The organism is Novosphingobium sp. ERN07 (assembly GCF_012641335.1).
Taxonomy (GTDB): Bacteria; Pseudomonadota; Alphaproteobacteria; order Sphingomonadales; family Sphingomonadaceae; genus Novosphingobium.
Genome location: NZ_JABAID010000002.1, coordinates 126662 through 150280, shown reverse-complemented (window position 1 = coordinate 150280; position 23619 = coordinate 126662). Strand labels below are relative to the sequence as shown.

At 62.1% G+C, this 23619-nt stretch carries 20 protein-coding genes, 1 tRNA gene and 1 pseudogene; 19 read left to right on the top strand and 3 right to left on the bottom strand.

Going from position 1 to position 23619, the window contains the following annotated elements; all coding sequences use genetic code 11:
- Positions 1–26 precede the first annotated feature (26 nt).
- Both HGI47_RS23020 and HGI47_RS03910 read left to right on the top strand, forming a co-directional pair.
- Positions 27–191 carry a transposase gene (locus tag HGI47_RS23020; RefSeq protein WP_370521621.1) on the top strand — a complete coding sequence of 55 codons (165 nt, stop codon included), beginning with the start codon at positions 27–29 and terminating at the stop codon, positions 189–191.
- Positions 192–360: 169 nt separating this feature from the next.
- Positions 361–658: pseudogene (locus tag HGI47_RS03910) on the top strand (IS5/IS1182 family transposase); the annotation flags it as partial.
- Between the two features lie 16 nt (positions 659–674).
- On the opposite strand, the gene HGI47_RS03905 reads toward HGI47_RS03910, so the two are convergent.
- Positions 675–1190: a hypothetical protein gene (locus HGI47_RS03905; protein ID WP_168851490.1), complete on the bottom strand. Its 516-nt coding sequence runs from the start codon at positions 1188–1190 to the stop codon at positions 675–677.
- Positions 1191–1308: 118 nt separating this feature from the next.
- Between HGI47_RS03905 and radA the strand changes: the two genes are divergently transcribed.
- From radA to HGI47_RS03860, 9 genes are all read left to right on the top strand, one after another.
- Positions 1309–2676, top strand: coding sequence for a DNA repair protein RadA (radA, locus tag HGI47_RS03900; protein WP_168851489.1), 1368 nt, complete (start codon positions 1309–1311; stop codon positions 2674–2676).
- Positions 2677–2689: 13 nt separating this feature from the next.
- On the top strand, positions 2690–3244 hold the full coding sequence (locus HGI47_RS03895; RefSeq protein ID WP_168851488.1) for a CvpA family protein: 555 nt from the start codon (positions 2690–2692) through the stop codon (positions 3242–3244).
- Position 3245: 1 nt separating this feature from the next.
- Complete coding sequence (locus HGI47_RS03890; RefSeq protein WP_168851487.1) at positions 3246–3677, top strand: iron-sulfur cluster assembly scaffold protein; 432 nt, start codon at positions 3246–3248, stop codon at positions 3675–3677.
- Between the two features lie 120 nt (positions 3678–3797).
- Positions 3798–5414 (top strand): MFS transporter, encoded by a 1617-nt coding sequence (locus HGI47_RS03885; RefSeq protein WP_168851486.1) that lies wholly within the window; start codon positions 3798–3800, stop codon positions 5412–5414.
- Positions 5314–6468, top strand: a complete 1155-nt coding sequence (alr, locus tag HGI47_RS03880) for an alanine racemase (RefSeq protein ID WP_168851485.1) — start codon at positions 5314–5316, stop codon at positions 6466–6468. The genes HGI47_RS03885 and alr overlap by 101 nt, the downstream gene beginning before the upstream one ends.
- A gap of 79 nt (positions 6469–6547) precedes the next feature.
- Entirely contained in the window at positions 6548–7099 is a 552-nt protein-coding gene (gene phaR / locus HGI47_RS03875; RefSeq protein WP_168851484.1) for a polyhydroxyalkanoate synthesis repressor PhaR, read from the top strand.
- 81 nt (positions 7100–7180) lie between these two features.
- Complete coding sequence (gene proS, locus HGI47_RS03870) at positions 7181–8728, top strand: proline--tRNA ligase (RefSeq protein ID WP_168851483.1); 1548 nt, start codon at positions 7181–7183, stop codon at positions 8726–8728.
- 84 nt (positions 8729–8812) lie between these two features.
- Positions 8813–10147 carry a M28 family peptidase gene (locus HGI47_RS03865; protein ID WP_168851482.1) on the top strand — a complete coding sequence of 445 codons (1335 nt, stop codon included), beginning with the start codon at positions 8813–8815 and terminating at the stop codon, positions 10145–10147.
- A gap of 53 nt (positions 10148–10200) precedes the next feature.
- Complete coding sequence (locus HGI47_RS03860; RefSeq protein WP_168851481.1) at positions 10201–12540, top strand: ribonuclease R family protein; 2340 nt, start codon at positions 10201–10203, stop codon at positions 12538–12540.
- 164 nt (positions 12541–12704) lie between these two features.
- Here HGI47_RS03860 and HGI47_RS03855 read toward each other — a convergent pair whose 3' ends face one another.
- The gene (locus HGI47_RS03855; protein WP_168851480.1) at positions 12705–13163 is read right to left on the bottom strand and encodes a universal stress protein; all 459 of its coding nucleotides are present in this window, start codon (positions 13161–13163) and stop codon (positions 12705–12707) included.
- Between the two features lie 171 nt (positions 13164–13334).
- Here HGI47_RS03855 and HGI47_RS03850 point away from each other — a divergent pair, with 171 nt between their 5' ends.
- The 5 genes from HGI47_RS03850 to HGI47_RS03830 all read left to right on the top strand — a co-directional run bounded on the left by HGI47_RS03850 (position 13335) and on the right by HGI47_RS03830 (position 20141).
- Positions 13335–14606 (top strand): pyruvate dehydrogenase complex dihydrolipoamide acetyltransferase, encoded by a 1272-nt coding sequence (locus tag HGI47_RS03850; RefSeq protein WP_168851479.1) that lies wholly within the window; start codon positions 13335–13337, stop codon positions 14604–14606.
- 83 nt (positions 14607–14689) lie between these two features.
- Positions 14690–16102: a dihydrolipoyl dehydrogenase gene (gene lpdA / locus HGI47_RS03845; protein WP_168851478.1), complete on the top strand. Its 1413-nt coding sequence runs from the start codon at positions 14690–14692 to the stop codon at positions 16100–16102.
- Positions 16103–16461: 359 nt separating this feature from the next.
- Positions 16462–19485 carry an adenylate/guanylate cyclase domain-containing protein gene (locus HGI47_RS03840; RefSeq protein WP_168851477.1) on the top strand — a complete coding sequence of 1008 codons (3024 nt, stop codon included), beginning with the start codon at positions 16462–16464 and terminating at the stop codon, positions 19483–19485.
- Between the two features lie 84 nt (positions 19486–19569).
- Positions 19570–19794 carry an antitoxin MazE family protein gene (locus tag HGI47_RS03835; protein ID WP_168851476.1) on the top strand — a complete coding sequence of 75 codons (225 nt, stop codon included), beginning with the start codon at positions 19570–19572 and terminating at the stop codon, positions 19792–19794.
- On the top strand, positions 19791–20141 hold the full coding sequence (locus tag HGI47_RS03830; protein WP_168851475.1) for a type II toxin-antitoxin system PemK/MazF family toxin: 351 nt from the start codon (positions 19791–19793) through the stop codon (positions 20139–20141). Before HGI47_RS03835 ends, HGI47_RS03830 begins: the two co-directional genes overlap by 4 nt.
- A gap of 20 nt (positions 20142–20161) precedes the next feature.
- Here the strand turns inward: HGI47_RS03830 and HGI47_RS03825 are convergent.
- Positions 20162–20251: transfer RNA gene (locus tag HGI47_RS03825), tRNA-Ser, on the bottom strand.
- 150 nt (positions 20252–20401) lie between these two features.
- On the opposite strand from HGI47_RS03825, the gene HGI47_RS03820 reads away from it, so the two are divergent.
- The 3 genes from HGI47_RS03820 (at position 20402) to HGI47_RS03810 (ending at position 23616) form a co-directional block, all read left to right on the top strand.
- Positions 20402–21430, top strand: coding sequence for a lytic transglycosylase domain-containing protein (locus tag HGI47_RS03820; RefSeq protein ID WP_168851797.1), 1029 nt, complete (start codon positions 20402–20404; stop codon positions 21428–21430).
- Positions 21414–22388, top strand: coding sequence for an SPOR domain-containing protein (locus HGI47_RS03815; protein ID WP_168851474.1), 975 nt, complete (start codon positions 21414–21416; stop codon positions 22386–22388). The genes HGI47_RS03820 and HGI47_RS03815 overlap by 17 nt, the downstream gene beginning before the upstream one ends.
- Positions 22389–22467: 79 nt before the next feature.
- Entirely contained in the window at positions 22468–23616 is a 1149-nt protein-coding gene (locus tag HGI47_RS03810) for a D-alanyl-D-alanine carboxypeptidase family protein (protein ID WP_168851796.1), read from the top strand.
- The last annotated feature ends 3 nt before the right edge of the window (positions 23617–23619 follow it).

Below are 23619 nucleotides of genomic sequence, written 5' to 3'. Positions count from 1 at the left end.
CCATGACTGTTCTTTGGTGAGCAGTCATGGATTGTGGGGATTTGTCGGATGCCAAATGGGAATTGATCGCCCCGTTCTGCCCTCTGTGTGAGGGCACTAGTCCCGCCCATTTGGCGCTAACCTACTTTTTGAATGGCATGTTTGATGTGTTGCGATTCGGCTGCAACTGGCGTGACATGTGCGAGCGCTAGGGCAAATGGAACTTTGCCCATGCGCGGGTCGGACGCTGGGCAGAGCAGCGCGTTGTTGCAGCTAAGCCATGCCGTGATGCGTAGTGGGGCGATTCCATAGCTTCATCTTTCGCGCGATGATCTCATTCAGCTTTGGCATGAGCCGATCTGACATGACCGACATTGATTGACGCGTGACGGACCCGATGCTGCCGACGACCTCCTCGATGGTGTAGGTGCGGAAACAATCCTGCCCGCAGGTCAAGCCCAAGATGCCGATCCCATTAGAGCATCCCTCCGCGAGCAAGGTGCATTCGCCAATATCCCATCCAACGCCAACCGGCGCTTGAAGCCCTGTTTCAGCACGTGCCTCTCCCGTGAGCGGAACCTGATTTAGCACTTCTTTTTCAAGCTTAAGCTTTTTCAAGCTTAAGCACGTTCGCCGCGTCGCACCGCCTGTTCAAGCGGCTGCATCGGGCTTGATTTCGAAGTATCTGCGACGTTTCAGTCGATGCTTTCCGAACCGGATCGCAGCGCAGAATCCGCCGCCAGAGCTTCGATCTGCGCCTGTGTGGGCACCACCGGTCCTTGCGCCATGCGCTTGCGGCGTTCGGTTTCCAGCACTTTGAGATAAGCAGCGCGTTGTTGCGGTGTCATGCGCGCCAGCGCTGCCTGATCGATTTCCACGATCACGGGGGCTGCGCCCACGGCCATATTGGCCGGGATAATGCCGCCAACACCGTCTCCACCTGTGTCCATCGGCGCGTCCAGACCATCGCGATAGCCCGATGAACGGGGGCGTTTGGCCTCATCGCTGCGGTGATCGGCCAGCTTCGTGCTGCCGAACTTCTGCCGTTCGGCACGCTTGAGTTCGGCCTGCTTCTGGCTTTGCGCCATCGCTTGCTGTGCCTCGCCATCGGCAAAAAGCGACACAGTGCACGAAATGCCAAGCGTCAGCGCCGCAAAGTGGCGGTACATCTTCGGATCGATGCCGAGAAACTGGGTAGACTTACGGGCCATTACCTATGCTCATAGCCTCCGCATGTTAAGGATCGCGCCAAGTTTCGTGGTTAGCGAATTGCTACCGGAATGGCGCGACATTGCTTGCGTTCCACCTATGTTCTGATATGCGAGCCACATGGCCAAACCCAAACGCCGTTATGTCTGTCAGGCCTGTGGCAGTGTCACCAACCGTTGGCAGGGCCAGTGCGCCGATTGCAGCGAATGGAACACGCTGGCCGAAGAAGCGCCCGAAACCGTCTTCTCGGCAAAGCATGATCTGTCCAGCGGGGGCCGTCGCGTTGCCTTTGTCAGCCTTGATGAACCGGTTGCCCTGCCGCAGCGTCGGCAGACGGGCATTGCAGAATTTGACCGCGCACTAGGCGGAGGCTTGGTGCCCGGCTGCGCTATCCTGATGGGTGGCGATCCCGGCATTGGCAAATCCACCCTGCTGCTTCAGGCCTCTGCCAAAGTGGCGATGTCGGGCGGGACTGCGGTCTATATCAGTGGCGAAGAAGCGTCCGATCAAATCCGCCTGCGTGCCGATCGTCTGGGCTTGGGCAAAGCCCCCATCCGGCTCGCCTCCACCACTTCGGTGCGCGATATCCTGACCACGCTGGGCACGATGCCACCGCCTGCGCTGCTGGTGATCGATTCGATCCAGACCATGCATTCCGATCAGATCGAAGGCGCGCCCGGCACGGTCAGCCAGGTGCGCGGCTGCGCGTTCGAACTGATCCGCTATGCCAAGGAGAACGGCGTCGCGCTCGTCCTCGTCGGCCACGTCACGAAAGACGGCTCTATTGCAGGCCCGCGCGTGCTGGAACACATGGTCGATGTGGTGATGAGCTTCGAAGGTGAACGTAGCCACCAATATCGCATCCTGCGCGCGATCAAGAACCGCTTCGGTGCCGTCGACGAAATCGGCGTTTTCGCAATGGCCGGGGCAGGGCTTGAGGAGGTGGGCAACCCTTCGATGCTGTTCCTGTCCGGACGCGAGGATCAGGTGGCGGGCAGCGCGGTCTTCCCCGCGCTTGAAGGTACGCGGCCCGTGCTGGTGGAAATTCAGGCGCTTACCGTTCGCCTTGCAAGCGGTGCCACGCCGCGTCGCGCCGTGGTGGGTTGGGATTCGGGCCGTCTCGCCATGCTTCTCGCTGTGCTTGAGGCGCGCTGCGGCCTCAGTTTCTCCACTGCTGAAGTCTATCTCAACGTCGCTGGCGGCTACCGGTTGACCGATCCTGCCGCCGATCTTGCCGTGGCCGCTGCGCTCGTCTCTGCCTTGTCCGACAGGCCATTGCCGCCCGCCTCGATCTGGTTTGGCGAAATATCGCTGGCGGGCGAAGTGCGTCCCGTCGCCCACACCCCAGTGCGCCTGCGCGAAGCGGCCAAACTGGGCTTCCGGCTTGGCTGCGGGCCAGAAGCCGGAGCCGAAAAGGTCGATGGTCTGCGCTATTCGCCGCTCAAGCTGCTGCCAAATCTGATTGACCGCGTGATGGGCGGCTCATAGGTTCGCACGCGAAATGACCGGCTTCGATTATGTAATTCTGATCCTCGTCGGCATCGGCGCCGTCGGCGGCTTCATGCGCGGCTTCGTTGAAGAAGTGCTATCGCTTGCCGCATGGTGCCTTGCGCTGCTGGCCGTTCACTATTTCCACGAAAGCCTGACTTACTGGCTCGCCGCCCATCTGCCGACCGAAACCGGCGCGGGCGTTCTCGCCTTTTTCCTGCTTCTGCTTGGCCCCTATATCGCCACGCGCATGTTTGCCCGCCGCATCGGCAGCGCCAGTCGTGATTCCGCCATCGGGCCGATAGACCGGTTGCTCGGTTTCGGCTTCGGCGCGGTGAAAGGCTTCATTATCGTCGTACTCGGCTATTCTATCGTGGTCTTCGGCTATGATCTTGCCTGGGGCGAAGATGGCCGCCCGCAATGGATCACCGAAGCGCGCACATATCCCTTCCTCAATGCCGCCAGCGAAGAATTGCTCACCCTGATTTCCGAACGGCGTGAACAGGCTGCCGAACAGGCCAGCGAAGTTGCCCGGCGCAAGGCCCGTCAGCAGGTTCTCGGAAACTGAGATGAGCGCAGGCCGTGGGCTGTACACGCCCGAAGTTCTGGCGCTGGCAATGGAACTTTCCGCCGCGCCGTGGGATGAAGCGCTCCCGCATAAAGGCAACGCCCGTTCGCGCTGTTGCGGCAGCACGATCGACATCGCGCTCGCCACCGATGCCGCCGGTGCCATCACAGCCATCGGCCTGCGCCCCCATGCCTGCGCCGTCGGGCAGGCCGCAGCCGCGCTTTTCGTCCGATCGGCAAAGGGCCGTGATCAGGTCAGCATTGCCGCATCCCGCGCGGCCTTGGCCGATTGGCTGGCGGGCGAAGGGCCGCAACCCGATTGGCCAGAGCTTGATCTTCTCACCACCGCGCGCACCTATCCTGCGCGGCACGGCGCCATACTGCTGGCCTGGGACGCTGCACTGGATGCACTCCCCACACCCGATCAGTGCTGATTCAATCTGCATCTGATTATTTGCGGGGCTTGCCGCGCGCCCTGCCGCTTGGCTACAGCCCCATTCAATAAGATCGTCCGGGGGAAGTTCAGCGTGTCAGCCAGCATTGCCAGCAACGGAATGTCCGAAGACGGACCGCTTGAACCAAGCGCATCCGATATCCGCCTTGTCATCGCGGCAAGTTCTGCGGGCACGGTGTTCGAATGGTACGATTTCTTCATCTACGGCACGCTCGCCGCGATCATCGGCAAAACCTTCTTCCCGTCAGACAATGCCACGCTGCAAGTGCTACTGGTCTGGGCGGGGTTCGCGGTCGGCTTCGGATTCCGCCCGTTGGGCGCAATACTTTTCGGCTATCTGGGCGACAAGCTGGGCCGCAAATATACCTTCCTCGTCACGGTGACGCTGATGGGCATCGCCACGGCAGGCGTCGGTCTGATCCCCTCGGCAGAGAGCATAGGCCTTTTTGCACCTGCCATCGTCCTGTTCCTACGCGTGCTGCAAGGCCTCGCACTGGGCGGCGAATATGGCGGCGCGGCGATCTATGTTGCCGAACATGCGCCCGGCGGCAGGCGCGGTTATTACACCAGCTATATTCAGGCCAGCGTGGTTGGCGGCTTCGTGCTCAGCCTGATCGTTGTTTTGTCCAGCAAGTCGCTGATGAGCGAGGCCGTCTGGACAAGCTGGGGTTGGCGCGTGCCCTTCCTCGTCAGCCTCGCGCTGCTGGCCATTTCGCTGTGGATGCGGCTGAAGCTGTCGGAAAGCCCGGTGTTCAAGGCGATGAAGGAACAGGGCGAACTCGCTGGCAATCCCTTCGTCGAAAGTTTCACTTATCCCGGAAACAAGCGGCGCATCTTCATTGCGCTGTTCGGCATCGCGGCAGGCCTCACGGTGATCTGGTACACCGCGATGTTCTCAAGCCTCAGCTTCCTCAAATCCGCCGCGCGCATGGATGATACGCTTGCAGAGATCACCGTCGGCATCGGCGGGGCGATTGGCATGGTGTTCTATCTGATCGCCGGGGCGTGGTCAGACCGGGTGGGCCGCAAAAAGCCGATTGTGATCGGTTATGCGCTCACCTTGTTGCTGCTCTTCCCGGTGTTCTGGCTCATCGGCTCTTCCGCCAACCCCGGCCTTGCCGCTGCTGCGCAGCGCAATCCGGTGGTCGTATATGGGCCGGATTGCAATTACAGCCCCTTCGCTGCCGAACAATCCAGCCGGTGCGCAAAGCTGCTGTCTGATCTGGCCGCATCGGGGATCAGCTATCAGCTTGAGACCGGGCCAGTCTTCACGGCCACCGTTGGCGGCGCAGCGATGGCCACCACGTCCTATCCCTGGGATGACAAGGCCGCTGTGCGGATCAAGGCTTTGCAGGCCGACCTTTCCACGCACGGTTATGACTTTGCAAAAGTCACGCCATCGCCGGCGCGGCTCGCACTGGTGCTGGTCGGCTTGCTGGCGCTGATGGCCCTGTCGGGCGCCACCTACGGGCCGGTGGCAGCGCTACTGTCCGAAATGTTCCCCCCGCGTATCCGCTACAGTTCGATGTCGATTCCCTATCATCTCGGCACCGGCTATTTCGGGGGTTTCCTGCCGCTGATTTCCAGCTACATCGTGGCCCGCACCGGCGATCCTTATGCCGGGCTATGGTATACTTGGGTCGTGGTGCTTGTCGGTTTCCTCGTGGCTCTCTGGGGCCTCAAGCCGGGACTGCCCGCCGATTTCACGGACGACTGATATTTCTGCTCTCCCTCCCGCTACGCTACGCCTCTCGCTGGATTCCCACGCACTCGCTTCAAACTGGCGTGCGCTGGATGCCCTGTCTGGGCGTGCTGCGGCCGGGGCTGCGGTAAAGGCTGATGCCTATGGGTTGGGTGCGGGGCGGGTTGTGCCGGTGCTTGCCAATGCTGGTTGCCGTGATTTCTTTGTTGCGCATTGGAGCGAGGTTCCTGACCTGCTTCCGCTTGTCCCGGCAGAACAGATCGCCGTGCTGCACGGACCGGTTAACCGTGACGAAGCAGAATTTGCGCGCAGCACAGGCGTGCGTCCGGTGCTCAACAGCCTGCACCAGATTCGCCTTTGGACAGAATCGGGGGGCGGCGCGTGTCATCTCATGGTGGACACCGGGATGAATCGCCTCGGACTAGAAATGGCGCAATTGAACGAAGCAGTACTCGCGGCGCTCGATATTGACATCTGCCTCAGCCATCTTGCCAGTGCGGACGAAGATTGCGCCCAGAATGTCAATCAGCTTCGGCACTTCGAAACGGTCCGCCACACGGTTGCGGCGCGTCGCTACAGTCTTGCCAACAGCGCTGGTATCGCCTTGGGTGATGCCTATCATGCCGATCTGACCCGTCCCGGTATCGCACTCTACGGGGGCATCGCCCGCCCCGAACTCGGCGATGTGATCAGGCAGGTTGCCCGGCCCGAGGCGATGATCATGCAAGTGCGAAACCTCGATGCCGGTGCAAAAGTTGGCTACAACGCTTTGTTCTGCGCCGATAAACCTATGCGAGTTGGTGTCCTGTCCGTGGGTTATGCCGATGGCTATCTTCGTTGCTGGACAGGTCAGGGCCATTTCCTCTGGCACGGCCAGCGCACGCCTGTGCTGGGCCGCGTGTCTATGGATCTGACAATTGTTGACCTTACCGCTCTGCGGGATTGCGGCGAGGGCGATTGGCTTGCTGCAGATTATGATCTTCGTGCTGCATCCGCCGCCAGTGGCCTGTCTCAATATGAGCTGTTGACGCTGATGGGACGGCGTTTTTCGCGCCAAACCGGTTGTTAACGCTACTTGTTTAGATTTGTTGCGCTGCACATACTGCACGTGCTAATACTATAGACACGTCGCAGTGGGGTGCCAGACTATGGCAAGTGATTCCAAGAATGGCGGCACGGTTATAATCAAAAAATATGCTAACCGTCGCCTCTACAATACCAGCACATCGAGCTACATCACGCTCGACCATCTCGCGCAGATGGTGAAGGATAATGTCGATTTCAAAGTGATGGATGCGAAGACGGGTGCGGATCTTACGCACGCGATCCTCACGCAGATCATCATGGAAGAAGAAGCCGCCGGAGAGCAGATGCTGCCGACGAACTTTTTGCGCCAGTTGATTTCGATGTATGGCAATTCGATGCAGGCATTCCTGCCCGGCTATCTCGAAGCGTCGATGGAACATTTCCGCGATAATCAGGCCAAGATGCGCAAGGCAATCGAAGACAGCCTCGGCTCCAACCCGCTCGCCCAGTTGGCGCAGCGCAACATGGAAATGTTCAAGGCTGCCGCAGCCGCGTTCGTGCCCGGCGCTGCCACGGCGGAAGAGCAAAAGCCTGCTGCTGAGGCTGATGATCTCGATGTCCTGCGCAAGCAGATGGCCGAAATGCAGAAGAAGCTGGATCAGCTTTCGAACTGACAGCGTTGCAAACACGTTAGATCCCGCAATTCCCAAACCGGGCATTGCGGGATTTTTCTTTGCGCTCTAACGCGCGAAACCATGAACACGCCCGCAATCAAGCACGCGCTCAACGTCAAGCGCGCCGAAGACTTCGCCCAGTGGTATCAGGCCGTCATCGCCGAGGCCGAGCTTGCCGAGGAATCCGGCGTGCGTGGCTGCATGGTGATCAAGCCGTGGGGCTACGGCATCTGGGAACGCATCCAGAAACTGATGGACGCTGAAATCAAGGAGGCAGGCGTCGAGAACTGCTACTTCCCGCTTTTCATCCCGCTCTCCTACTTCGCCAAGGAAGCCGAGCACGTGGAAGGCTTCGCCAAGGAAATGGCGGTAGTCACGCACCACCGCCTGATCTCTGACGGGAAGGGCGGCCTCACCCCTGATCCTGAAGCTAAGCTCGAAGAACCCCTAGTCGTGCGTCCCACCTCTGAAACGGTGATCGGCTCGGCAATGGCGCGCTGGGTGCAATCGTGGCGCGATCTGCCTCTGATGGTCAACCAATGGGCCAACGTCGTGCGCTGGGAAATGCGCACTCGCATGTTCCTGCGCACGAGCGAGTTCCTCTGGCAGGAAGGCCACACCGCTCATGCGGACGAGGCGGACGCGATGGTTGAAACACTGCGCGCGCTCGAAATGTATCGCGCCTTTGCCGAAGGCCCGCTGGCCATGCCGGTGATCGCAGGGCCGAAGCCTGAGAACGAACGCTTCCCCGGCGCGGTCGAAACCTTCTCGATCGAAGCGATGATGCAGGATGGCAAGGCACTGCAAGCCGGCACCTCGCACTATCTCGGCACCACGTTCGCACAGGCCGCCGGCATCCGCTATCAGGACAAGGAAGGCCAGCAGGCACTCGCCCACACCACATCGTGGGGCGTCTCCACCCGCCTGATTGGTGGCGTGATCATGACGCACGGCGATGACGATGGCCTTCGCGTGCCGCCGCAGATAGCGCCGCAGCAAATCGTCATTCTTCCCATGCTGCGCGACAACGATGGCGACGAAGCGCTGCTCGCCTATTGCGAGGAAATCCGCGCCGCGCTCGCCAAGCAGAACGCTTTCGGTGAACGCATCCGCGTCCTGCTCGACAAGCGCCCCGGCAAGGCTACGCAAAAGCGCTGGGCCTGGGTCAAGAAGGGCGCGCCGCTGATCCTCGAAATCGGAGGCCGCGATGCCGAAGGCGGACAGGTTTCAGCCCTGCGCCGCGATCAACTCTGGCGGCTTGACGCCAAGCCCAACTTCGTCGGCCAGTCCAAGGAAGCGTTCATCGCTGCCGCCGCGTCCGAACTCGAAGCCATCCAATCGGCGCTCTACGAACAAGCCCGCGCCCGCCGCGATGGGCAGATCGTGCGCGACGTGACCGATCTCGATGGCCTCAAGGCCTATTTCGCGGATGGCAACAAGTATCCGGGCTGGGTCGAAATGGGCTGGTCCAAACCCACCGGCCCCGCGCTGGAAAAGGTGGTGGAACAGCTCAAGGCGCTCAAGCTCACCATCCGCAACACCCCGCTGGATGCGCCCAAGCCCACCGGCACCTGCCCCTTTACGGGCGAACCGGCGGTTGAAACGATCCTGATCGCCCGTTCCTACTGATTGCCTGAAAGGGTGGCGCAACATCGCCACCCTTTTCCCTTCCCAGCGCTTGCCGGAACGCCGCCCCCGTTGCATGATGCTTTCATGCGCAACTATCTGATCCTGCTTCCACTCCTCGCGTCCACCGCAGCGTACGCCGCCCCGGAAGACGCCATTTCCGAAGCCCGCCTACGCGCCGATGTGGAAAAGCTCGTCAGCTTCGGCACTCGCCACACGCTATCTTCGCAATCAGACCCCAAACGCGGCATCGGTGCCGCACGCAAATGGGCCGAGGCCGCATTCCGCAAGGCCAGCGCGGCTTGCGGCAATTGTCTCGAAGTCGTCCTTCCCGAAACCACCGTCACCGGTGATCGCGTCCCCACCCCCACCCGCCTCGTCGATGTCGTTGCCATCCAGCGTGGCACCGAGCGCCCGAACGAAGTGGTGATCGTCCAAGGCCACATCGACAGCCGCGTTTCCGACGTTCTCGACGCAACCAAAGACGCCCCCGGTGCGAACGACAACGCCTCGGGCACCGCGCTCGTCCTCGAAGCTGCGCGCGTCCTCAGCCGTGAGAAGTTCCCCACCACGATCGTCTACGCCGCACTCTCCGGCGAGGAACAGGGCCTCCTCGGTGGCAAACTGCTGGCCGATTACGCCGCTGCACAGGGCTGGACGGTCAAGGCCGTGCTCAACAACGATATCGTCGGCGGCTCCACCGGCTCGGACGGATACCGCGACAATGCCCACGTCCGCGTCCTGTCCGAAGCCTTGCGTGCCGATTCGACCGACGCCCTGCGCGCCCAGATGCGCCGCTTCGGTGGCGAGAACGACAGCCCCTCGCGCAATATCTCCCGCTGGGTCGCCTCCCTCGCCGAAGCTGACGCAGACAATGGCCTGACCGTCCGCCAAATCTGGCGGGCAGACCGGATGGGCCGAGGCGGAGATCAGTTGCCCTTCTCGGACAAAGGCTTCCCCGCCGTCCGCTTCACCGTCGCGGTCGAGGATTACGAACACCAGCATCAGGATTTGCGCACCGAAGGCGGCGTCAAATTCGGTGACACGGCCGATGAAATGGACTTCCCCTACCTGGCCAAAGTCACGCGCCTGAACGTGCGCGCGCTGGCCAGGCTCGCCCGCACACCCATGCCGCCCGCTCCGGTGGTAAAAGGCGCGGTCAAGCCCAGCACCGATATCCTATGGCAACCCGTCCCCGGCGCGGTCCGCTATACCCTGTGGCAGCGCCGCACCGATACGCCGATGTGGGAAACGAAACTGCTCGAAACCACCGATACCAAAGCCAGCCTCCCCGGCGTCCGCGCCGATGACTGGCTGTTCGGCGTCAATGCCGTGGCGGCAGACGGTTCGGAAAGCCCGGTCGCCTCGGCTGTCCCTGGCGGCCAGTTCGCGCCACTAGCCCCGCCTGCGCCGAACCCCTAATCGCTTGCCCCTAATCGCTTGCCATTGAGGGCATGAAAGACCACATGCCCCCAATGGCAAAGCACAAGTTTCCCCAAGGCCTCCCCACGCGCCAGCAGGTGCTCGATTTCATCGCCCAGTCGGCAGAACCCGCCGGAAAGCGCGAAATCGCCAAGGCCTTCGGCCTAAAAGGCACCGAAAAGATCGCGCTGAAAGCCCTGCTCAAAGATATGGCCGACGAAGGCCTGATTGACGGCAATAGAAGCGCCTTCCACGCGATGGGCGGCGTGCCCAAAGTCACCGTGCTGCGCATTGTCGAGATCGATGAGGGCGAACCCATCGCCATCCCCGATAGCTGGAACCCCGAAGACGCCAGCCCGCCGCCCCGCATCCGCATCATCGAACCGCGCGGCAAACAGCGTGATCGCAACGCCGCGCTGCGCGCGGGTGATCGCGTGCTCGCCCGCACCGAAGAGGCGGGCAAAGGCTGGATCGCGCACGCGATGAAAAAGCTGCAAGGCGGCGAAGAACAGTTGATGGGCGTCGTCGAACTCGACGGCACCGGCAAAGGCTGGCTCGCCCCTGTGGACAAGCGCGCGCGCAATGCCGTGCCGATTTCCGATCTTGGCGGTGCAGAAGAAGGCCAGCTCGTCCTTGCCGAACCCGCCGGGCGTTCGCCCCGGTCGGGCATGAAAGTCGTGGCCGTGCTGGGCGATCCGCTCGCCCCCCGCGCTTTCAGCCTCATTGCCATTCACAAGCACGGCATCCCCTTCGTCTTCCCCGAAGCCGCGATCACCGAAGCCGAAGCTGCGGCCAAACTCCCGCTTAGCGAAGACCAGCGCGAAGACCTGCGCCGCCTGCCTATCGTCGCCATCGATCCTGCCGATGCGCGCGACCATGACGATGCGATCTGGGCCGAACCTGATGGGGAAGGGGGCTTCAATGCCGTTGTCGCCATTGCCGACGTCAGCTTCTACGTCCGTCCCGGCGGCCAGACCGACCGAGAAGCCCGCAAACGCGGCAACTCGGTCTATTTCCCTGATCGCGTCGTGCCCATGCTGCCCGAAGTCCTTTCGGCAGACGTCTGCTCGCTCAAATCCGGGGCAGACCGTGCCGCTATGGCGTGCCACATGCACATCGACAGTTCAGGCAATATCCGCAACTGGCGCTTCACCCGCGCCATCGTCCGCATTGCCGAAGTCATCGCCTACGAAGAAGCCCAGCGCCGGATTGATGAGAGCAATGCTGAAGCCCCCGCCCCTTCAGAGGAGGGGGTTGGGGGTGGAGGTTCTCACACTCAGGTCGAAACCAAAGTCCTCCAAAACCTCTGGTCCGCATGGCGCCTGCTCGAAAAGGCCCGCAACGCCCGCGATCCGTTGAACCTCGAACTCCCCGAACGCCGTGTCATTCTCGACAGCCAGGGCAAGATCGCAGAAATCGCCATGCGCGAACGCGTCGATGCGCACCGCGTCGTCGAAGATTTCATGATCGCAGCCAACGTCGCCGCAGCCAAAGCGCTCGAAGCCAAGGTCGCGCCCGTGGTCTATCGCATCCACGAAGCGCCAAGCCGCGAAAAGCTGACCGCGCTCAAGGATTACCTCGCCACGTTCGACCGCAAGCTGTCGCTGGGGCAGGTCATCACGCCTTCGCTGTTCAACCGGATGCTGAAAGACATCGCGGACGAGGCGGAAAAGGCGCTGATCATGGAAGCCGTCCTGCGCAGCCAGACGCAGGCCTATTACGGCCCGCGCAATGCGGGGCACTTCGGCCTTGCGCTCGGCTCTTACGCGCACTTCACTTCACCGATCCGCCGCTATTCGGACTTGCTTGTCCATCGCGCGCTGGTCGATGCCTATGGGCTGGAACAGCCGCGCCCCAAGGCCGATCTGCCCGCCACATCCGGCCTGTCAGACCGTGACCGCGCCGATCTCGCCCGCGTATCCGAAGCGATCAGCAACGCCGAACGCCGCGCGATGGAGGCCGAGCGCGACACCATCGACCGCTATGTCGCGGCATGGCTTTCGGGCAAGGTGGGCGAAGTGTTCGACACGCGGGTCACCGGCGTCCAGAAATTCGGCCTGTTTGCCACGATCATCGGCCTTGGCGGTGATGGCCTCGTCCCCGTTTCCACATTGGGCGCGGAACGCTTCAACTACGATGAGAAGGCCCAGCGCCTGATCGGCGAGTTGAGCGGCGAGGAGTTCGCGATGGGCCAGATCCTCAAACTGCGCCTTGCCGAAGCCAATCCCCTCACCGGCGCGTTGAAATTCGAACCCGTGGACGTCGCCGAAGGCGTCCAGCGCATCGAACGGCGCGGGGGCAAGATGGATCACAAACCCCGCAAGCAGGGCAAGTTCATTGCCGGAAAACGCGGAAGGCCCTCAAATATCCGTCATCAAGGCCGGAAGAAGTAGGCAGTAAATCCTTCGCCATTCCGACAAAACCTATCGCAAATTCCATAAATTCCTTCGTCATTCCCGCGCAGGCGGGAATCCAGCAAAAAACAAGAATGTCGTCGCAGGGCGAAGGCTCGTTGACCGATCTGGATTCCCGCCTGCGCGGGAATGACGAAACGACATCAGCTAAACCGGTCAATATCCTCGTCCGACATCACACCCGGCACGATCATCAGTGGGCAGGGCAATTGCCCGGCGATCCCTGAAAAGTGCGATACCAGCGGCCCCGGCGTGCCACCGCCTGCCGCTCCCAGCACCAGCGCCGAAACTTCCGGGTGTTCGTCCAGATATTGCCGAACCACCTTTGGCCCATCGCCCTCTTGCACCGAAATCACCGGGTTCAGACCTGATTCGCTGGCAAGACTTCCTGCCATGCTCATCGCCAGCACTTCGGCACGGTCGCGCGTTTCCTGCTCCATCGTCGCCTGTACGCCACCGAAGGCAACAAATTGTTGCCGGGGAACCAGCGCCAGAATGTGAACCGTGCCGCCCGTGCGCACGGCACGCCGGGCCGCGAAACGCAGCGCACCGCGCGCTTCTTCGGTCTCGTCCATGATCACAAGGTAGATGCGCTGAGACATGCTATTGATCCTTCCCAATGCATCGTATCGGCAAATTCGTATGCGGCGCAAGCGCCAAGCCACTTGACCCGGCGCGCCATGCTGGTGAAATGGGCGGCGGAAAACATGCAGGAGAGGTTTCCGCTACGGCACTCTCCTGCCCGACCTGTCAGGACACGGAAAAACACGCCCATGCCCATCGCGATCAAGATGCCCGCCCTGTCCCCCACAATGGAGGAAGGGACCCTCGCCAAGTGGCTGATCAAGGTGGGCGACAAGGTTTCGTCCGGCGACATCATGGCCGAAATCGAAACCGATAAAGCCACGATGGAATTCGAAGCGGTTGACGAAGGCACCATCGTTTCCATCGACGTTGCCGAAGGCAGCGAAGGTGTGAAAGTCGGAACCGTCATCGCGATGATCGCGGGCGAGGACGAAGACGTCAGCGCGCCTGCACCAAAGGCGGCAGAGCCTGCCCCTGCGCCCAAAGCTGAAGCTGCCCCGGCACCAGCGCCAGCACCTGCCGCAGCCCCCGTCGCCGCTGCGCCCGCGCCCAAGGGTGATCGCGTGATCGCCAGCCCGCTGGCCAAACGTATCGCGGCGGACAAGGGCATCGACCTTGCAGGCGTCGCCGGTTCCGGCCCGAACGGTCGTATCGTTCGTGCCGACGTCGAAGGCGCAAAGCCTGCGCCTGACGCTGCTCCAGCTCCCGCAGCAACCGCCGCACCGGCAGCCGCCCCCGCGCCGGTTGCCGCCGCCGTGCCGGACTTCGGCATTCCTTACGAGGCGCAGAAGCTCAACAATGTGCGCAAGACCATCGCGCGTCGCCTGACCGAGGCGAAGCAGACGATCCCGCATATCTACCTCACCGTCGATATCCAGCTCGATGCCCTGCTCAAGCTGCGCGGCCAGCTCAACAAGGCTTTGGAAGCGCAGGGCGTGAAGCTTTCCGTCAACGACCTGATCATCAAGGCGCTGGCCAAGGCGCTGGTGCAGGTGCCCAAGTGCAACGTCAGCTTCGGGGGCGATGAACTGCGGAGCTACAGCCGCGCGGATATCTCGGTTGCCGTGGCCGCGCCTTCGGGCCTGATCACGCCGATCATCGTCGATGCGGGCAACAAATCGATGTCCGCCATCGCCACAGAAATGAAGACGCTGGCTGGCAAGGCCCGCGAAGGCAAGTTGCAGCCGCATGAATATCAGGGCGGCACCGCTTCGCTTTCCAATCTCGGCATGTTCGGAATCAAGAGCTTCGATGCGGTGATCAACCCGCCGCAAGCCATGATCATGGCGGTCGGTGCGGGCGAACAACGCCCCTATGTGATCGACGGCGCGCTCGGCATCGCCACGGTCATGTCGGCCACCGGCAGCTTCGACCACCGCGCGATCGACGGTGCAGACGGTGCGGAACTCATGCAGGCGTTCAAGACCCTGATCGAAAACCCGCTCGGTCTGGTCGCCTGATCGCCTGACCATTCTGCGAGCGGCACTGCGCCCCTCGCTTCGCTAGACGTTTTGGCCGGAAGAGGGCCTGAAGGAGCATTTGCGTGGCTGACCAATATGACGTGATCGTTCTCGGATCCGGCCCCGGCGGCTATGTCGCGGCGATCCGCTGCGCCCAGCTTGGCCTCAAGACCGCGATTGTCGAGCGTGAAAACCTCGGCGGCATCTGTCTCAACTGGGGCTGCATTCCCACCAAGGCGCTGCTGCGTTCCGCCGAAGTGCTGAACCACATGAAGCACGCCGCCGCCTATGGTCTTGCGGCCGACAACATCCGTGCCGATCTCGATGCGGTGGTGAAACGTTCTCGCGGGGTGGCCAAGCAGCTCAATCAGGGGGTTACGCACCTGATGAAGAAGAACAAGATCGCCGTCCACATGGGCAACGGCGTGCTGAAAAGCGCGACTTCGGTCGAGGTGACCGGCGATAAGGGCGCTGAAACGATCTCGGCCAAGCACGTGATCGTCGCTACCGGCGCCCGCGCGCGCGACCTGCCTTTCGCCAAGGCCGATGGCGAGCGGGTATGGACTTATCGCCACGCGATGACGCCCAAGGTGATGCCGACCAAGCTGCTGGTCATCGGATCGGGCGCGATCGGTATCGAATTCGCAAGTTTCTACAACGACATGGGCGCAGAAGTTACCGTCGTCGAGATGATGGACCGTGTGGTCCCTGTCGAGGATGCGGATGTTTCTTCCTTCCTTGAAAAGGCGCTGACCAAACAGGGCATGAAGATCATGACCGGCGCGGGCGTTGAAAACCTCGCCGTCTCGGCCTCTGGCGTGAAAGCCAAGATCAAGGGCAAGGACGGCAAGGTCGTTGAAAGCGACTTCAGCCATGTCATCGTGGCCGTAGGCATCGCGCCGAATACCGAAAACATCGGCCTAGAAGCACTGGGCGTAAAGGCTGAACGCGGCATCATCGCCATCGACGGTTATGGCCGTACCAACGTCAAGGGCCTGTGGGCCATCGGCGACGTGACGCCAGGACCGTGGCTGGCGCACAAGGCAAGCCACGAAGGCGTGATCGCGGCAGAAGCCATTGCAGCGGAACTGGGCAACAAGGATGTTCACCCGCACCCAATGGACCGCGCGAACATTCCGGGCTGCACCTACTGCCACCCCCAGATCGCCAGCGTCGGCCTGACCGAAGCGAAAGCGAAGGAAGCGGGTTACGAACTGAAGGTCGGCACGTTCCCCTTCATCGGCAACGGCAAGGCGATTGCGCTTGGCGAACCGGAGGGCTTCGTGAAGACCGTGTTCGACGCGAAGACCGGCGAACTGCTGGGCGCCCACATGATCGGCGCGGAAGTAACCGAGATGATCCAAGGATATGTCGTGGGCAAGACGCTGGAAACGACCGAGGCGGAATTGATGCACACGGTGTTCCCGCACCCGACGATCAGTGAATCCATGCACGAAAGCGTGCTGGCGGCCTTTGGGCGGGCGATCCACATCTGATATTTCAAGGTTGACCGCCAAAGCATTGGCGGAAAACGAAATAGCGCGGGCGGGGCAACCTGTCCGCGCTTTTGCTTGTGGCCCGAACATGGCGAAAATCAGCGAATCATGGAATTTCAGTGAGTTGCGGCGAGTTAGTTGATGAAGTTGATCCAGCGGTGCCCCGTTCAACCTGGGACACTGGGCGAGTGGGATCGATGATTTCAAAAAGCCGCCCAAGATGACAGGCGCAGTGCTTGTAGGAAAACGGTTTCTGGTGGGGCGGGTGTTGGGCGTTTTGACTTTGGCCCGGAAATAAATCACCTTGGTTGCGGGATGGCTCTATTGCCGGGGGGCAAAGGCGCTTTTCGCGGCTGGGGGTGGACGGAGTGGACAACGCCGTAACGCTTGGGGCAACGCCGCGCATCGGCGCGCGGCAGACCTATCTTCAGCGCGCCTTCTTCAGCCTGATGATGCTGGCGCTGCTGTGCGCCATCAACCTGCCATTCTTCATAAGTCCGACGCAGGTGCTGCCGCAAGGTGGCGTGCGCGCAGGCGTTGCCGACTTTGCCGGGCAACAGCCCGACCGCGTTCCGGTGCGGCTGGAAGGCCAGTGGACGATGGTGTGGCACGATGCACCATACGCCGGACGGTCTTTTCCGATATCGGTGCCGGGAACGTGGGCGAAGCAGCCGGGGCCGGACGGGAAGCCGTTGCCCGCGCAGGCATCAGCCAGCTATTTCGTGACTTTGCGCGGCCTGCCGCCCGGTTCGTATACGCTACACCTACCCACGATCTTTGCCGCAAGCCAGGTGTGGGTGAACGGCCAGTTGGTGAGCAAACGGGGCGTAGTGGGGCGCGATGCGGCGGACACACGTTATGAATGGCGGTCCACAGATGTACCGCTGGTGGCCAATGGCGCAGACATTCGCGTGCAGGTGGATGTTGCGAGCTATCTGCACCGCCGCAATGGCATAGAAGCATCGCCGGTGCTGGGCACGGTGGAAGCGATGCGCAGTTGGGGTGGTTTGCGCTGGGCGCAGGAAATGCTGTTTCAGGTGGCGCTGACCGTACTGGGCGCGATCAGCCTTGCGATTTTCCTGTTCCGACGGAGCGACCGGGTATCGCTGTTCGTGGCGCTGGGATGCTTCGGCTTCATCCCGTCAACGATGATGTTGGGATACGACAACCTGCTGCTGATGCTGATGCCCGACCTTGGGTTGCGCGCGATGCTGGCGCTGGTGGACCTGTTCGGCACAGCATCAGTGATCTTTGCGCTGGCTTATGCGCACACGCTGTTTCCGGCGGATAGTCCGAAGCGTGTGTTTTGGGCACTGACTGCCCTGATGACGCTTGTATGGCTGGCTCAGGCGTTCAACTTCGCCTTTTCGACGATTCTGACGACATCGCAGGTAACTGCCTACAGTTTTCTGGCGCATGCATCGGGGCTGGGATGGATCATCGTGATCCTGCTCCGTGCGGTTTTCCATCGGCGCGATGGGGCCGTACCTTTCCTGATCGGCATGGGCGCGATGTTTGCCAGCGTGAGCATGATTTCGGTGGTGGCGTTCGGCGTGGCGCCCGGCAATCGCGTTGCGGGGATCGATTACACCGCGTTCGGCGTGGTGATCATGCTGTTTTCACACCTTGTGGTGCTGGCCGAACGCTGGGCGGTGACGATCAACGCCAGCGAAGTGATGAACGAGGAACTGCAGCAGTTGCTGGAAGTCAGTTCGTCGATCAACGGCGAAATGAAGTTGGAAGCCCTGCTGCAGAAGATCGTCGAGGCCACGAGCCGCATTCTGCACACCGAACGGTCCACGCTTTATCTTTACGATGCCGCCCACGATGAGCTTTGGTCGATGGTGGCCGAAGGGGTTGAACAGAAGATCATCCGCATCGATGCGGGGAAGGGGTTGGCGGGGGCGGCGTTCCGTTCGGGCGAAGTTGTGGCGGTGGCCGATGCTTATGCCGACGCGCGCTTCAATCCTGCGGTGGATGCAGAGACGGGCTTTGTGACACGGGCGGTCCTTTCCATGCCGATCACGACGCGCGATGGGCGGCGGATTGGCGTGATGCAGGCGCTGAACCGTGTGGACGGCGGCAGCTTTACCAAGAACGATGAAGTGCGCATGGCAGCGTTTGCGGCGCAATCGGCCATCGCGATCGAGAACGCCACACTGTTTGCCGAAGTGGTGGCATCGCGCAATTACAGCGAGAGCATCCTCAACTCAATGTCGGCAGGCGTGGTGACGCTGGACGTCGAAGGGCGGATCAGCAAGATCAACCCGGCGGCACAGCAGATGCTGCGGCTGGGTAACGATCCGCAAGCCGATGCCGCAGCCGCTGGTGCCCGGTTTGCAGCGGCCAATCCGTGGCTGGCGCAGGAAATCGCTTCTGTTTCACGCGATGGTTCGGTCCGCAACCTGATCGATGTCCATGTGACTGTCAGCGAAGGGCAGGACAAGGACGCCAACGTGAGCATTGTGCCGCTGCTGGCCGAAGCGGGGCAGGTGGGCACGCTGGTGCTGATCGACGATATCTCCGAAGGCAAGCGCATGGCATCGACGATGCGCCGCTTCATGCCGCAGGAAGTGGTGCAGGAAGTGTTCAACCGGGGCGACGATCTGATCTTCGGATCGGCCATTCCCGCCAGCGTGCTGTTTGCCGATATCCGCAGCTTTACCACATTGGCCGAAACGCTGACGCCGCGCGACACCGTGGACATGCTCAACGAGATTTTCACCGAGCTGTTCGAAGCCGTTTCATCGACCAGTGGCATGATCGACAAATACATGGGCGATGCGGTGATGGCGGTTTACGGCGCGCCGCTGCCGCACATGGACGATAGCGCCAACGCGGTGAGCGGCGCGATTGCTATGATCGGGGTCACGCGACGGCTGAACGAGGGGCGGCTTGCGCGCGGGCTGGTGCCGCTGCGGCTGGGCATCGGCATTGCCAGCGGTGAAGTGGTGGCTGGCACCATCGGCAGCCCCAAGCGCATGGATTACACGGTGATCGGGGACACGGTGAACCTTGCCGCGCGGTTGCAGGACGCGACCAAGATCTATCGCGTGAACGCCATCGTCTGCGATGGCACGGCGGCAAAGATCGCGGGCCGGTTCCCCTTGCGCGAACTGGATCTAATTCGGGTACGCGGGCGCAAGCGGCCCACGCGCATATTCGAGATCGTGGATACCGCCGACCTCAAAGCTGAGGGCATTGCCGCCTATGCCGAAGGAATGCGGCTTATTGGCGCGCGTGACTGGGTGGGGGCAGAGCAGGCCTTTACCGCTGCAGCTTTGGCGCTGCCCGATGATGTGCCATCGGCCATGATGCTGCAGCGTGTACGTCATGCCTTGCAGGTGCCGCCTGCGGATGACTGGGATGGGGTGTGGGGGTGAAATTCGTTTCAGATAAGTGTTCGAAATTCGCTGACATCGCCGCTGGGATATGGTAGTTACATGTAACTCTGCATGGAGCATCTTATGGTAGCGGCATCCTCTCCCAAGCCGACACGGGTCAAGGTTGGCGAACACCGCGCACGTCTGCGCGCGCAAGGCCTGCGTCCCATTCAGATCTGGGTGCCGGATGTGAGAGCCGCGTCCTTTCGCGCCGAAGCGCATCGCCAATCCGTGGCGGTGGCAACCGGCAGCGCTGCGGCAGACGATCAGGCCTTTATTGACGCCGTGAGCGACTGGGACGATACGTGAAGCGCGGAGAAATCTGGACGGTATCGGGCGGTAAAGACTACGCGGGTAAACCCCGCCCGGTGGTGATCGTTCAGGACGACAGTTTTGATGGCACCGACTCCATCACCATCTGCGCCTTCACGACCGACGCCACCGAAGCACCGCTGTTCCGCCTGTTTGTAGAACCAGACGAACCCAACGGGTTGCGATCGCCCTGCCGCCTGATGGTGGACAAGACCACCACCGTACCCAAATCGAAAATGGGCAGGCTGATCGGTCGTTTAGGCGATGCCGATATGCTCAGGCTCAATCAGGCGATGATGGTGTTTCTGGGGCTGGCGGCATCTCCCCGTGCGGGCCGGACTTGATAGGCTTATCAAGCGAAAATTGGCGGACAGGGTGGGATTCGAACCCACGGTGAGCTTGCACCCACGGCGGTTTTCAAGACCGCTGCCTTAAACCACTCGGCCACCTGTCCGCGCCGCGATGCGATCAGAATCGCAAAGGCGGGTTCCGTCGGTCGGAGCCGGGGAACGGTTCGCCGTTAGCGCTTTCCGCTTCGGACGCAAAGGGGATTCCCATTGTTGCTGAACCGTGCGAGACAATGGCGATGGGATTGCTGAGAAGGATGGGCAGGCTGCGGTCTGCCGGTGTTGCGGCTCTGGCGCTGCTTGCTGCTGGGCCTGCAGTGGGTCAGGTAGACGCCGAAGAGCAGGGATTTCAGGGCTATCTGCAGCTTCTGGCCGCGCGCGGACGGGCCGAGGGTGTGCGCGAATCCACCATCGCGGCGATGACGCAGGGGCTGACGCTCAACCGCCGGGTGATCCAGTTGGACCGGGCGCAGCCGGGGTCTTCTTCGGGGACAATTCCGGCCTTCGAACCCTATCGGCGCAGCCATGTGGACGCGGCGCGAATCGCGCGGGGGCGACGACAGCTCGCAGCAGCGGCAGGGCAGGTCGACGCCATCGAGCGGCGCTATGGCGTGCCTGCCAAGATGATGCTGGCGATCTGGGGCCATGAAACGGATTACGGCGGCTATACCGGCGATTTCGATCTGGCGCGGTCGCTGGCCACGCTGGCCTATGAAGGGCGGCGGCGTGAACTTTTTGCCGATGAATTCATTGCGGCGATGAAGATGGTGGATCGCGGGGTGCCGCGATCGAAACTGGTGGGAAGCTGGGCAGGGGCCTTTGGCAATCCGCAGTTCCTGCCATCGGTCTATCTGCGCGTGGCGGCTGATGGCGATGGCGATGGCTTTGCCGATATCTGGAGCAATCGCACCGATACGCTGGCTTCGATTGCCAACTATTTCCGCGATGCGGGATGGCGCACGGGGCAGCCGTGGGGGGTGGCAGTTTCGGTGCCTGCCGGGCTTGACCGGGGCAGTCTGGGCACGACGATGGTCAGCCCGCGCTGCCCGCGTGTGTTTGATCGGCATTCCGGCTGGAAGACGATGGCCGAGTGGCGCGCCTTGGGAATTGTGCCCAGATCAGGCGCGTGGCCTGCCGACAATGTGATGGCCAGCCTGCTGGAACCCGATGGGCAAGGGAAGACGGCCTATCTGCTAACCGGAAATTATAGGGTTATCCTCGATTACAACTGCTCGAACTTTTACGCTCTGTCCGTGGGACTTCTTGCAGATGAGATCAGCCGCTAGCCTGACCGCGATTGCCGCCACGTTGCTTCTGGCAGCCTGTGGCGGCGCAAATGCCGCCGTAAACCCAAAGGTTTCGGGGCCTTCCGATGCTGCACAGCGCGGCCCCGCCGGTGATTATCCGATGGTTCTGGGCGAACCGTTCGTGGTGGACGGGGTCACTTATACGCCTGCTGACACGCTGAACTATGATTCGGTAGGCTATGCACACGTAGCCGGGGGCGACGGGATCAGCGGGGCGCATCGCACGCTGCCTCTGCCGAGTTATGTCGAAGTGACTTCGCTGGAAACAGGCCGGACGATTCTGGTGCGGTTGACGCAGCGCGGACCGATGACCGGGGGCGATCTGGTGTCGCTCTCTGCTGGGGCGTGGGCGCAATTGGGGGCGCCTGCAGGTGTACGGGTTCCGGTGCGGGTGCGCCGTGTCAATCCTCCCGAAGCAGAGCGCGCTTTGCTGCGCAGCGGAGCCAGTGCGCCAGCGCGGATGGACACGCCGACGGGCCTGCTTTCGGCATTGCGACGGAAATTGGGAATTGCGGCAGTGGCGAGCCAGCCTGCGCCGGAAACTCTGCCTGCTGCCAAAACGCTGCCTGCAGCGCCGGTTGAGAAATCGCCAGTGAAGGCTGCGCCTTTGCCGCCGAAGCCACCGCCCAAAGTGCCGACGCCCAAGGTTTCATCTGAGGCAAAGGCTGCACCAGTGCCGGTCGAAAATCCGGCCGAGAAAGCGCCTGTCAAGGTAGCGCCTACGCCCGCGAAGGGGCTGTTCGTGCAAGTGGGGGCCTATTCCGACAAGGCACGCGCCGAAGCGGCGGCCAAGGCGGTGGGCGGTGTTGCCTCGCCCGCAGGCAAGCTGTGGCGCGTGCGGGTGGGTCCGCACAAGGATCGTGGACAAGCCGATGCGGCGCTAGCGAAGGTGCGCGCGGCGGGCTATGCCGATGCACGGGTCGTAACCGCGCCGTGATCTGATACGGATGGGCGCTGCGTGGGCGGCCCGGACTATCCGGGGACGATATTTGCGCGCGAAAATCTTGGCGATTCTGATGGTTGGCACGGCAGGGATGATGCCGGTGCGGGCGGCTGCGCCTGCTCAGGGTCAGCAGGCCGTGTTGGCTTCTATGCCGCAGATCGATGCACCGATTGCGCTGCTGCTCGATGTGGGATCGGGGCGCGTACTCTATGCCCGCGATGTGCACCGCCGGTTCGTGCCCGCTTCGATCACCAAGATCATGACGAGCTATGTGGCGTTCGATCTAATCACCAAGGGCAAGCTACGGCTCGACCAGCGCATCCCGATCCGGCGCGAAACCTTCCGGCAATGGCGCAACGTGGGCAGCACGATGTTTCTGCCCGCAGAAGCGCAGCCGACCGTGGCCGAACTGATCGAAGGGATCGTCACCGTTTCGGCCAACGATGCCTGCGTTGTACTGGCCGAAGGTGCAGTCGGATCGGTCCCCGCGTTCACCAAGCTGATGAACGAGGCTGCGGCCGAGCTTGGGATGCGCGACAGCCATTTCAACACGCCGAACGGGTGGATGGACGAAGGCCAGACCTATGTCACCGCCGCTGATCTCGCCACGCTTAGCGGCGCGCTGATGACGCGGTTTCCAGAGCTTTACCGGCGCTTCTATGGCCATGCCGAAATGACGTGGGGTGGCATCACGCAGCCCAATCACAACCCGTTCTACGGCGTGGTCGAAGGCGCTGACGGGGTGAAGACGGGTTTCACAAACGAGGCTGGTTATGGCTTTGTCGGATCGGCAGAGCGCAACGGACGCAGGCTGGTGATGGTGCTGGGCGGCTATGACCGGCCCAACCTGCGGGCAAAGCAATCGCGCGACTTCATCGAGTGGGGCTTTGCCGCGTGGGAAGCGCAGCCGCTCTTTGCCAAAGGGACGGCTGTGGGCAGGGCGGCGGTGCAGGGCGGCGCGGCGCGTGCTGTGTCATTGGTTGCGCCGCGCGCGCTGACGGTGACAGTGCCACGCGGAGCGAAGGCGCGCTATTCACTCTCGGTACGGTACAAGGGACCGTTGAAAGCACCGATTGCCAAGGGTGAAACGGTGGCCAGCCTGATCGTGCGGGTGCCGGGCGAACCGGTCCATACGCAGCCGCTGGTTGCCGGGGCTGACGTGGCGCGGGGCGGCATGTTTGACCGGCTGCGCAATGGCATGGCCGGGATGGTTGGCCTGTGAGTG